Annotated in this window: 11 protein-coding genes and 1 pseudogene; 2 read left to right on the forward strand and 10 right to left on the reverse strand. The window is 36.8% G+C overall.

The features are described 5' to 3' along the window. Window positions 1–65 precede the first annotated feature (65 nt). The 6 genes from KE503_RS13275 to KE503_RS13300 form a co-directional block, all read right to left on the reverse strand. Window positions 66–1,085, reverse strand: coding sequence for a TRAP transporter substrate-binding protein (locus KE503_RS13275; RefSeq protein ID WP_212385497.1), 1,020 nt, complete (start codon window positions 1,083–1,085; stop codon window positions 66–68). A gap of 16 nt (window positions 1,086–1,101) precedes the next feature. Next, on the reverse strand, window positions 1,102–2,391 hold the full coding sequence (locus tag KE503_RS13280; RefSeq protein ID WP_212385499.1) for a TRAP transporter large permease: 1,290 nt from the start codon (window positions 2,389–2,391) through the stop codon (window positions 1,102–1,104). After that, window positions 2,392–2,889 (reverse strand): TRAP transporter small permease, encoded by a 498-nt coding sequence (locus KE503_RS13285; protein ID WP_212385501.1) that lies wholly within the window; start codon window positions 2,887–2,889, stop codon window positions 2,392–2,394. 218 nt (window positions 2,890–3,107) lie between these two features. Further along, complete coding sequence (gene aroD / locus KE503_RS13290; protein WP_055198531.1) at window positions 3,108–3,875, reverse strand: type I 3-dehydroquinate dehydratase; 768 nt, start codon at window positions 3,873–3,875, stop codon at window positions 3,108–3,110. Between the two features lie 73 nt (window positions 3,876–3,948). Continuing rightward, window positions 3,949–5,142 (reverse strand): MFS transporter, encoded by a 1,194-nt coding sequence (locus KE503_RS13295; protein WP_055198530.1) that lies wholly within the window; start codon window positions 5,140–5,142, stop codon window positions 3,949–3,951. 42 nt (window positions 5,143–5,184) lie between these two features. Then, window positions 5,185–6,060 carry a shikimate dehydrogenase gene (locus KE503_RS13300; protein ID WP_212385503.1) on the reverse strand — a complete coding sequence of 292 codons (876 nt, stop codon included), beginning with the start codon at window positions 6,058–6,060 and terminating at the stop codon, window positions 5,185–5,187. A 197-nt stretch (window positions 6,061–6,257) separates the two neighbouring features. Between KE503_RS13300 and KE503_RS13305 the strand changes: the two genes are divergently transcribed. Together KE503_RS13305 and KE503_RS13310 are read left to right on the forward strand one after the other, a co-directional pair. Then, on the forward strand, window positions 6,258–7,148 hold the full coding sequence (locus tag KE503_RS13305; RefSeq protein WP_212385504.1) for a LysR family transcriptional regulator: 891 nt from the start codon (window positions 6,258–6,260) through the stop codon (window positions 7,146–7,148). A 157-nt stretch (window positions 7,149–7,305) separates the two neighbouring features. Next, window positions 7,306–9,303, forward strand: a complete 1,998-nt coding sequence (locus KE503_RS13310; RefSeq protein WP_212385506.1) for an oxidoreductase — start codon at window positions 7,306–7,308, stop codon at window positions 9,301–9,303. A gap of 176 nt (window positions 9,304–9,479) precedes the next feature. Here KE503_RS13310 and KE503_RS13315 read toward each other — a convergent pair. The 4 genes and pseudogenes from KE503_RS13315 to KE503_RS13330 form a co-directional block, all read right to left on the reverse strand. Continuing rightward, window positions 9,480–9,682, reverse strand: a pseudogene (locus KE503_RS13315) (diguanylate cyclase); the annotation flags it as partial. 6 nt (window positions 9,683–9,688) lie between these two features. Then, window positions 9,689–10,222, reverse strand: coding sequence for a DUF3877 family protein (locus tag KE503_RS13320; protein ID WP_022375413.1), 534 nt, complete (start codon window positions 10,220–10,222; stop codon window positions 9,689–9,691). 40 nt (window positions 10,223–10,262) lie between these two features. Beyond that, complete coding sequence (locus tag KE503_RS13325) at window positions 10,263–10,721, reverse strand: hypothetical protein (protein WP_212385508.1); 459 nt, start codon at window positions 10,719–10,721, stop codon at window positions 10,263–10,265. 89 nt (window positions 10,722–10,810) lie between these two features. Then, complete coding sequence (locus KE503_RS13330) at window positions 10,811–11,236, reverse strand: putative ABC transporter permease (protein ID WP_022375415.1); 426 nt, start codon at window positions 11,234–11,236, stop codon at window positions 10,811–10,813. Window positions 11,237–11,301: the final 65 nt, after the last annotated feature.

The following is an 11,301-nucleotide window of genomic DNA, read 5'->3' on the forward strand; positions in this document are numbered from 1 at the left end:
CAAAAAGAAGCATGTACTTTTATCTTACATGCTTCTTTCTTAGAATTCATCCTATTTTTGCACAATTATTTTTCTACACCGCTTAAGTATGCATTATAAATATCTTTTGAAATATTCTTCTTAATTGCATCGTAAACTGGCTGTGCTTCTTCTCGCACTTCTTTCTGTGTCTTTGCGTCTAATTTGACAATCTTTGTACCGCTGTCTTCAATGATCTTGATACGATCTGCGATTCTCTCATCAGATGCTTTTCTTGCATACGTCTTTGCTGTCTGTGATGCCTGATCGATGATCTTCTGCTGATCTTTTGACAGACTGTTGTAGAATTCATCACTGACGATCAATGAAATATAGTGTGGCAAATGGTTTGTCTCTACAACATAATCCTGCTGTTCATATAATTTACTTGAAACGATTACTTCATAAGGATTTTCCTGTGCATCAATCGTTCCCTGCTGAAGTCCGATGTAAACTTCACTGAATGTCATTGGTGTTGGGTTTGCTCCCAGAGTCTTCCAGAACTTCAGATGATAGCTGTTTTCCATCGTGCGGATTTTCTGTCCTTTAAAATCTTTGATACTCTTAACATTCTTGTTTGTGGACATAACACGGAATCCCTGATCGGCATATCCGAGAAGTTTGTACCCGCCTTTCTGGTAAACTTTTTCCATCTTCTTATAAAATGTTGGATTGTCGACAGCTTCTCGTGCCTGTTTGATCGTTGTAAATGCACTTGGCAGGTCAAATACCGCTGTATCTGGAAGGAATGTTACCTGTGGTGCTGTATTTTGTACAACAAATGGAATATCTCCATCTTTACAGCTCTCAAGAAGCTCACGATCTCCTCCAAGGGTACTGTTTGGATAAACTTCGATCTTCATCTTTCCATGACTTAATTTGGAAACTTCTTTTACAAATTTCTCTGCATAAAGCTGTGTTACGGTATCTTCCGGGCTAGAAGTTCCAAGCGGCCATGCATATCTTTGTACTTCGTCTTTACTCTGTTTCTTCTTGCATCCAGATAAACTGAATAATAATACTCCCGCAAGAAGAACAACTACAGATCTTTTTATGATTTTTCTCATGAAATCCTAAACCTCCTTATAAAAGTGCCAGACTGATCTGTGGGATAAATGTGATCAGAAGCAAAGCGATCAAAAAACAAATGATCAATGGTATTGCTTTCTGCGCAATCTTCATCACTGGAATATCCGTTAAGGATGATGCCACAAATAAGTTGACTCCAATTGGTGGTGTAACAAAACCAATTGCAAGGTTTACAACCATCATAACACCAAAATGAATCGGATCCATACCGATTGCTGTAACGATTGGTAATAAAATTGGTGTCAAAATAAGAATCGCTGGTGTCGTATCCATGACCATACCTACGATCAACAGGAATACGTTAATTACCAGTAAGATCACAACTTTATTATGGAAGTTGCTTAAGATCCATGCACTGATTGACTGAGGTACACGCATCAATGTTAACACTCTTGAGAATGCAATGGATGCAGCAAGGATAAATAGGATAGGGGCATAAGTTCTGACACCTTCCACCATGATCCCCCAGATATCTTTAAATTTCATGGATTTATAAATAAATAAGCTGACGATCAAAGAATAAAATACGGAAATAACCGCTGCTTCTGTTGGAGATGCAACTCCTGTGTAAATACATCCAAGAATGATCACCGGACTTAAGATCGCAAAAAAGCTTTCTTTGAATACTCCGATAAATCCTTTCGCATGTAACTGATCGATCTCTGCTGCAATCTTTTCTTTATCTTCTCCATGTTTCTTACAATAACAAATGGCATAAACCATTAATAAAGCTCCGATCAGTAATCCTGGTACAACTCCTGCCATAAACAGATCACTTACGGATTCTCCAGATGCCATACCATACATGATAAACGGAATACTTGGCGGTATGATAACCCCAAGACCACCCGCAACTGCTACGATCGCTGTTGCAAATGACTTGTCATATCCCAAACGAACTAAGATTGGAATTGTCATACTTCCTACTGCCGCTACAGTTGCAGGGGCTGATCCTGAGATTGCTCCATAAAATAAGCAGGTTACGATTACTGCACAAGGCATTCCTGCTGTTAACTTTCCAATAAAGAACGCAAAAACGTCAAAAATCTTCTTAGAGATTCCTCCTTTTGCCATGATCATTCCAGATAATACAAACATTGGAACTGCAAGCAATGGGAAACTGTCAATTCCTCCAAGCATGGAACGAATGACAAACTGTCCGCTTGCTGTAAATGATGGATCAAATGCTCCTGGAAGTACAGATACGATTCCAAGGGCGATTGAAATCGGAATTGCAATGATCAGACAAATAAAGAAGAGTAAAAATACGACTGCTACTGACATTTATTTATCCTCCTTATCTTTATCATCTTTACGGATCACAATCTTGAATTCAATGATCCATCGCTGAATAATACGAAATGCAACTAATACAAAACTAAATAGTGGTGCTGCCTGAATATAATACATTGGAATCTGACATGCTGGACTTACCTGTCCACTTTCAAATGCACTCTTTAAGTAAAGAACCGCATATGGAATCAAATACAAAAACAATGCAAGTTCAATCGTGTGATTCACCACCTTGAACAATGCCTTCCCTCTTCTTGGAAACATTGCTACAAACTGTTCAATTTTAATGGAAATACATTTCTTGGTGCAATAACTAACGCTGATAAACCCTGACCAGATAAATAAATATCTTGTCAGTTCCTCTGACCATGAAAGGGAAGCTCCAAGTGCATATCTTGCAAATACCTGAATTCCCATGATCACCGTCATAGCGATCAATAATGCTACCATCAGAAATTCTTCCAGATTCTCATCAAGCCATTTTAGCATGATACACCTCTTTCTACTTTCTATAACGAAAGTGATTATTTTCACAAACTCTGGCAAAACTTTAACAATTTGCTCTACTAAATTATAGCGGAAAACTTTGCATACAGCAAATAATTTTTGTCTATATGACTCATAGATAAAATCTATTATTTAAGAAAAAACAAGGAAAGACATCAATCTTTCCTTGTTTTACTATCAAATTTGGATTCAAATTTTTCTTATAATCCCTGATTTTCATGAAGGAACTGAAGCATGTTATTTAAGTCATTAACTGCTGCCTGTCCAGGTGCAGATGCTTTCTTAGCTGCTCCAAATGTTAAAGCAGATCCGAATACTTCACCACAAAGACGGCTGATCAGTCCTGTTCCTGCCATAGACATTGTGATGATCGGACGATCTGCATGATCTGTATACATTTCTTCTGTTGCACAAAGAAGTGTTAATACGTCACGTCTGCAAGTTGGCATAACTGCGATCTTAGGGATGTCAGCACCAAGTTCCTGCATTTTGCAAAGTCTTCTTACGATTTCATCTTTTTCAGGTGTTTTGTCAAAGTCGTGGTTAGATGCAACAACTTTTACTCCACATTCATGAGCAGCTGCTACAATCTCTTTTACGATTTCGTCGCCTGTAAATGCTTCTACATCTACAAGATCAACATATCCTGTTTTTGCAGCCGCAATGTTTAATTCTTTGTAAGGTTGGGCTTCGATTGCTTTTTCTCCACCTTCTTTTGATGTACGGAATGTGAAGAGGATTGGTGTTTCACCTAAAGCTTCTCTTAAATCTTTTAATACGTCTTCTACTTTATCGAATTCGAACACTCCTTCGAACCAGTCAACACGCCATTCAACAACGTCTACTGGGATGCTGTCAAATGTTTTAGCTTCAGCGATGATCTCGTCTTTTGTAACACCTACGATAGGTACACAGATTTTAGGAACTCCGCTTCCGATTTCAATATTTCTTACTTTTACTGTATTCATTGACAATTTTCCTCCTATTGTCTGAATGCTCTCCCGAAGCAAAAGCCTCGGGAGTTCATGTTACCAATACTAATTAATTTTTAGATGCTTCTTCTGCATTCTTTAATAATACACCATAACGTACGTTTACGAAAAGTGCTAATAAGATTCCGATTGCTGTAATTACGATATTCATCATGATTACACTTGTAGATGTCATCTTCGCAGCTGCTGTTAAGATTGTGTAGTTACATAAGCTTGATGCGATCATAACTAAACTTGTGATAGTTCCTTTGATTTTAGGGAACAGATCATTTACAACGGCTGTAGCCATCTGAAGGACTCCACCTGCTGCTGCATATCCGATGACAAATGCTCCAACGTAGCAGATCATAGGTGTCTTAATAATGTAAACTAATGCTAACATTACAAGAGAGATCGCTGGATAGATAACCAAGAATCTAACCTGTTTGAATTTTGTGATCAATGCACTTGTTACGAATAATGCTACCATTGTACCTGCAGAATAGTATGTCTGCATAACAGATACATTCTGAGATGGGATCTTCGCAATTTCAGTACCAAATGTCTGAGCACAGTTTAACCATAACTGGAATGTTGCTGTACTTGTGAATCCGATCAGGATTAATGCAATACTCTCGATAGAAAAATGCGCATTCTTTAAGTTGCTGATGAAAGATTCTGATTTACCACTTTCAGATGCCGCTGGGAATGGTGCAAAGATTGCTAAGATTCCAAGGATACCGATGCATACACCTGCTACGACTGGAAGCATTAAGTATGACATGCTTGTTCCTGCTACAACACCTAAGAAGAAAGGCATTAATAACTGTGCAACGGAAATAAAGAATTTGATTCCCATTGTTGCAATACCTGTATATTTGTAAATGATTTCAGTTACAGCTGGGTATGTTGCTGTATCCAAGAATGAGTTAGCGATACCACCAAGAACAGCTGCTACATAAGCAATTGTTGTGTTTGGTGAAAATGCGATTCCTACTAAGAAGATAACGTATGAAGCACATCCAATGATCACTGATAAACGACGTCCTAATTTGTCAGATAAAGGTCCTGCAAATGGAAGGGAGATCAAACGTCCCAGTCCTAATGCTGCTGCAATGGATGTTACTGCCATAACATCTTTTAATCCCCACTGACTTGCAAGCATTTCTTTTACTACCTGCTGACTTAAGATTGAGCACCCGATTCCATGAATGAAATAGTTCAGATAAAGAACTAAGGCACTTGGTATGTATTTTTTATCCATTTTTATAATTCCTCTCGTTTGCTATATGGTTATGACTAAACTCTAGTCATATTTGATATCTAATACTTCTTTCATATGGTCAATTGGCATATGTTTTCCTGTCCATAAGTGGAAAGCAGCGTCTCCCTGGAATAACATCATTCCAAGACCGTTCATTGTCTTACATCCAGCTTTCTTAGCAAGTCTTAATGTTTCTGTCTCTCTTGGAGCGTAAACTGTATCTGTTACGATCAGGTCAGAACGGAAGAATGTTTCATCAGGAACAACAGACTGTCCTTCTAATGGTTTCATTCCTACACCAGTTGCCTGTGCGAATAAGTAGCTGTCTGCGATCTCTTCTCTTAATTTTTCTTTGTCATCAAGATCATAAAGATTTACAACACAGTCTGTGTTTTCACGAATCTTTTTCACTGTTTCTTCAGCGTTCGCCCAGAATTTATCTTTGATATTGAAGATTGACATTTCTTTGACACCATCTAATGCAGCCTGGATTTCGATTGCTGTAGCAGCTCCACCAGCACCAGCGATTGTCATTTTTTTACCGATCACGTCGATATCATTGTCTTTTAATGACTGCATGTATCCGATACCATCTGTGATATGTCCGATCAGTTTTCCGTTATCATTTACGATCGTGTTAACAGCCCCTGCCATTTTTGCAGCTGGAGATAACTCATCTAAATACTGTCCTACAACTGTTTTGTTAGGCATAGATACGTTTGATCCAACCATCTTTAATGCACGAAGACCTTTTACTGCATCCTCTAATGTGCTGTTGTCAACTTCAAATGCTAAGTATGCATAGTCAAGTCCTAATGTTGCAAATGCTTCGTTGTGCATTGCAGGTGAGCTTGAATGTCTGATTGGATAAGCCATTAATCCGATTAATTCAGTATGTCCTGTGATTCTCTCTGCCATAATTTTTACTCCTTAATAATATGCTTGTTAATAGTTTCATTCACCCAAAAGTTAATTTTTTAACAACCTTATGGCTATATTATATTCCATAATGATTGATACTTCCAATATATCTTTTAGTGTTTTTTGATAGCTTTGAGCTATCAATCATGTTATAATGAACTTAACCATTAATTATTGTAATAAGGAAGGTATGTATGAATTTAAATCAGCTGTATTATTTTCAAAAAGTTGCACAATTACAACATTATCACCAGGCAGCCAAAGAATTAAATATCTCTCAGCCAAGTTTAAGCCGTTCGATCGCTAATCTTGAAGAAGAATTAGGTGTTTCTTTATTTCAGAAAAACGGTCGTAATATCGAACTTACCAAATACGGCTCTATCTTTTTGGAACATGTCAATCGTATTATAGAAGAAATCAAAATTGCAGAGAATAAGATGAAGTCCTTAGCTGGCAGTTCCAGCGGCCATATTGATATCGGATATGTATTTCCTTTGGCCAAAAGTTATATTCCAAGATTGGTACGCAATTTCTTAAATCAGCAGGAAAATCATGAAATCACGTTTTCTCTAAGCCAGGAGATCACAAAAAATCTGATTGCGGATCTGAAAAATGAAAAATATGATGTCGTTTTTGGTTCTCTCGTTGCCGATGAACCGGAAGTTGAGTTTGTTCCGGTTGTTAATCAAGAAATGGTGATCATCACCCCACCAGAGCATCCTTTAAAATATAAAAAGAAGCTCATTTTAGAGGATCTGCTGGATTATCCAGTCATTGGTTATGATAAGACTTCTGGTCTTGGACGTTTTACTAATTCTATTTATAAACAAAACCATATCAAACCGTCTATCGCTTTTGAATCTTCGGATGAAAATGCCATCGCTTCCCTTGTTGCAGAAGATTTTGGGATTGGTTTTGTTGCACATGTAGAATCATTACAGGCATATGATGTAGAAATCCTGCATCTTAGTAATGTAAAGCCTTACCACACTGTTTATATGGCTTATCTTAAAAATATGCCAATGATCCCTGCTGTCCGTAAATTTATTGAATTCACAAAAGAAACTATAGATATTTTTTATTAATTCTCTAAAAAAGATTTATTTGTTAAATAATTAACCGTGTGTTATACTAAAGTCATCATAAATCATTCACCCAATTTTTATGATTCTAACAACCTCGGATTATATGGAATTTAATTTTTTGATTTTTTGGATTTAATTTTTTGGAGGTTCAATTCTAATGAAAAGCAACTATAAAAACATTTTCACACCATTAACAATTAAGAACATGACAATGAGAAACCGCATCATGATGACACCAATGGGAACTAACTATGGTGAACAGACAGGAGAAATGAGTTTCTTACACATTGATTACTATACAGAAAGAGCAAAAGGCGGAGTTGGTCTGATCATGGTTGAAAACGCAAGTGTTGATTCACCACTTGGATCTAACGGAACAACTCAGATCCGTATCGATCATGACAACTATATGCCTCGTTTCTTCAAATTATGTGAAACATTACACGCTCACGGAGCTTGCGTTGGTGTTCAGTTAAACCACGCTGGTGCTTCTGCTCAGTCTAAGAGAACAAACATGCAGCCAGTATCTGCATCTGATATCCCATCAAAAGCAGGTGGAGAAATTCCTCGTCCTCTGAAAGTAGAAGAAATTTATGAAATCGTTAAAAAATACGGAGAAGCTGCTGCTCGTGCACAGGCTTGTGGATTTGACTGTGTTGAGATTCATGCAGGACATTCTTACTTATTAAGCCAGTTTATGTCTCCTACAACTAACAAACGTACAGATGAATTCGGTGGCTGTCCAGAAAACCGTGCCCGCTTCACAAAATTAGTTGTTGAAGAAGTTCGTAAACAGGTTGGTCCTATGTTCCCTATCTTCGTTCGTATCAGTGCTGATGAACTGATGGAAGGTGGAAACACATTAGAAGATACTTTAGAGTTACTTTCTTACTTCCAGGAAGAAGTTGACGCATTTGACGTATCCGCTGGATTAAATGGTTCTCTTCAGTTCCAGATTGATGCGAACTACTTAAAAGATGGTTGGAGATCTTACATGGCAAAAGCTGTGAAAGAAAAATACAACAAACCTTGTGTAACTATGGGTAACATCCGTGATCCTCGTGTTGCTGACGATATCTTAGCTCGTGGTGATGCTGATATCATCGGTATGGGTCGTGGACTGATCGCTGATCCTCATTGGGTGAAAAAAGTCGCTACAGGACGTGAAGATGAGATCAGAAAATGTATTTCTTGTAACATTGGATGTGCTGGAAACCGTATCGGAATTAACCGTCCTATCCGTTGTACAGTAAACCCTACTGTAAACTCTGGATTTGACTATAAAAAGAAAAAAGTAAATAAACCTTGTAACGTAGTTGTTATCGGTGGTGGTACTGCTGGTCTTGAAGCTGCTTGTACAGCTGCTGAAGTTGGATGTACTACATTCTTATTCGAAAAGAATGATCATCTTGGTGGATTAGCCGTTGAAATCTCTAAGATTCCAGATAAGAAACGTTTAAGAGACTTCCCTGACTACCTTGTAAACCGTGCTTCTAAATTAACAAACCTGTTTATCTTCAAAGGACAGGAAGCAACTCTGCCATTAATTAAAGCACTGCACCCAAACATTATCGTAAACTCAACAGGTTCTAATCCTTTACTTCCACCAATCAAAGGATTACATGACCACATCGACAAAGAAGGATCTAAAGTAGCTTCTATCACAGGAATGATCAACCACTTAGCTGATTATCCAGAAGACTGCACAGGTAAGAAAGTCGTTGTAGTTGGTGGTGGAGCTGTAGGTCTTGACGTTGTTGAATACTTCGCTCCTAAAGGTGCGCAGGTAAGCATCGTAGAAATGATGCCTCAGATCGGTAAAGACTTAGATCCAGTATCTAAATGTGGAACAAATACATTAATGAGAGAACATCATGTAAACCAGATGACTAACACTGCTCTTTGCGAAGTGAAATCTGATGCATTTACAGTAAAAGTTGATGGAGAAGAAAAAGATCTGCCATTTGACTATGGATTCGTATGCTTAGGAATGAGAGCGAACGCTCCTGTTCTTGATGAAATCCGTGAAGCATTCGCTGATACTAACGTTGAAATTGTTAACATTGGTGATAGTGTTCGTGCTAGAAGAATCATTGATGGTGTTCAGGAAGGACATAACATCTTAAACGTACTTGCAGATCACGAATATCTGTAAGATATACTTAACAAATATACAACAATACAATAAAGCAGTTTAAATTTTAACTTGCTATCCTACCTACCTTAAAAATAAATATAAAGTTGCAAAAAAGCCTGAAGAATTGATTATCTTCAGGCTTTTTTGGTTATCGAAACCACTATGGGTATGTATGTTAAATGGTACTGGCTAATTTATTCAACATAATACACCCAATTATCTTTACGTTTCGCACCTTCTGAATATTCTCCTTCAATTCCAAGAGATTTCAAAAGCTTCTTTTCCTTCTTCGCTTTCAAATTCTTCTTTAGCTCTGTGAATCCATATCACTTCCCATGATGTCTGCATTCCATTTAGACAGTTTGTCTCTGATCTCTTTGTTTGTGACTGCAAGAATACTGTCTTAAAAATCAAAATCTTCATAATCTGCTGGTAAAAAGCGATGATAGATGATATGACATCCTTCATCGTGGAAACAATAATAATATGGATCTTCATTTTCTTTCGGAAAACGGATCAGGTAATCGAATTCTCCATTGTTGATTTCTTCTACAACGATATCTTTATTATGTTCTTTAAATAGTGCAATGATATCTTCTATCTTACATCCATGTTGTCCAACAAGTTCCACCAGCTCTTTAATAAATTCATTTGGCTTTGTGTTGTCATGAACATAACTGCTTCCTTCTTCTGGAATATGGAAACAAAATCTCTCCTTTTTACTGGTAACTTTGATATCTCCTAATGTCTCCTTAATAAAATCCGGTAGTTCCTGAAGTTTATTCAACATCTCTTCTTCACTATATTCTGTTTCAAAGAAATGATTTAAGGAACTTAAAGGATAATATAAACGGATTGCTTCTCTTCGAAATCCAAGTTTTGCCTGTTCTTCTTTGATAATGTCGATCAAATTCTTATAAAGACGTTCAAATCCCATCTTGTCTTCCTCCATTACCTATTATATAGTTTATATTATTTTATTTACTTTTTAAAATCTTATTAATGCTTTTCATCATATTTTTAGCATCTTTTCCGCCAGAATATCCCATGCGGTATACATGATCGTCTAACAGGATTTCTCCTGAATCACTGATAACCAGCATCTTCTTTCCAAATAACATGATCATCTGTGGCTTACTTGATTCTCCCATCTGGGATGAATTCGTTAATGTTTTTGTTGTATAGTGATAAGAATACTGATCTAAAACATTTACGATTTCTGTATACTTTTTATCTCCCTGTTTAAATGAGTATACCTGCTGCTTCTTCTTTCCATTAGCATCTTTTGTTACAGTATCTGTTGATGTAACCTGAATCAGTTTGGATGATGCAGTATATTTTTCAAAAGAATATGGTGAAAGCATAACGAACGCAAGAACTGCTACGATCAAAACCACTACAACGATCTTCATTGTCCTTCCCATTGTAATTTTCATTTTGTTATTCCTCCAATCTATTTTTATACCTATATTAGATTAGCAGAAATTCTTAAAAATGTCGATAGCTTTCCTGTCATATCCATTAATCAAAAAATCTTGTAATGTGGTTTTTCTTCGTTAAATATTTTATATCTCAAAAAATCATCTAGCACGATCGCTACACTTGATACAAGAAACCAGAATATGGAATATAACAAACAGATCTGCCCCATAAAGTTATATGGGAGCTGTGAATAGTCCCATATATCCATTTTCAGCCATATATTAACGATGAGACCTGTGATAAACTCCAGTGCCGTAATGATCAAAGCTGATAAAACCATCTGACTGATAAAGCTCATTTTTATCTTCATATTCTCATTTAAAAGTCCACAACAAAGAAAACATGCTCCTCCACATAAAAACATAGAATAATGAGAATATCCACGTACCAAAACTTCCAGTAAAAAATATGCCATTCCTCCAATTGCAAATAAAATCATATATTTTTCTATTTGATATTTTATTTTCATAACCACCCATCCATTTTTCTAACTTTCTTTTTATTGTGCGTTATTTTCTTCGAGTATATTCTTTC

This window comes from Anaerostipes sp. Marseille-Q3525 (assembly GCF_018223505.1).
Classification (GTDB): Bacteria; Bacillota; Clostridia; order Lachnospirales; family Lachnospiraceae; genus Anaerostipes; species Anaerostipes amylophilus.

What these genes read in the sequence shown, in the direction of transcription:
- KE503_RS13275 (WP_212385497.1), bottom strand. Translation starts at nt 1,085, where the DNA reads ATGAGAAAAATCATAAAAAGATCTGTAGTTGTTCTTCTTGCGGGAGTA.
- KE503_RS13280 (WP_212385499.1), bottom strand. Translation starts at nt 2,391, where the DNA reads ATGTCAGTAGCAGTCGTATTTTTACTCTTCTTTATTTGTCTGATCATT.
- KE503_RS13285 (WP_212385501.1), bottom strand. Translation starts at nt 2,889, where the DNA reads ATGCTAAAATGGCTTGATGAGAATCTGGAAGAATTTCTGATGGTAGCA.
- aroD (WP_055198531.1), bottom strand. Translation starts at nt 3,875, where the DNA reads ATGAATACAGTAAAAGTAAGAAATATTGAAATCGGAAGCGGAGTTCCT.
- KE503_RS13295 (WP_055198530.1), bottom strand. Translation starts at nt 5,142, where the DNA reads ATGGATAAAAAATACATACCAAGTGCCTTAGTTCTTTATCTGAACTAT.
- KE503_RS13300 (WP_212385503.1), bottom strand. Translation starts at nt 6,060, where the DNA reads ATGGCAGAGAGAATCACAGGACATACTGAATTAATCGGATTAATGGCT.
- KE503_RS13305 (WP_212385504.1), top strand. Translation starts at nt 6,258, where the DNA reads ATGAATTTAAATCAGCTGTATTATTTTCAAAAAGTTGCACAATTACAA.
- KE503_RS13310 (WP_212385506.1), top strand. Translation starts at nt 7,306, where the DNA reads ATGAAAAGCAACTATAAAAACATTTTCACACCATTAACAATTAAGAAC.
- KE503_RS13320 (WP_022375413.1), bottom strand. Translation starts at nt 10,222, where the DNA reads ATGGGATTTGAACGTCTTTATAAGAATTTGATCGACATTATCAAAGAA.
- KE503_RS13325 (WP_212385508.1), bottom strand. Translation starts at nt 10,721, where the DNA reads ATGAAAATTACAATGGGAAGGACAATGAAGATCGTTGTAGTGGTTTTG.
- KE503_RS13330 (WP_022375415.1), bottom strand. Translation starts at nt 11,236, where the DNA reads ATGAAAATAAAATATCAAATAGAAAAATATATGATTTTATTTGCAATT.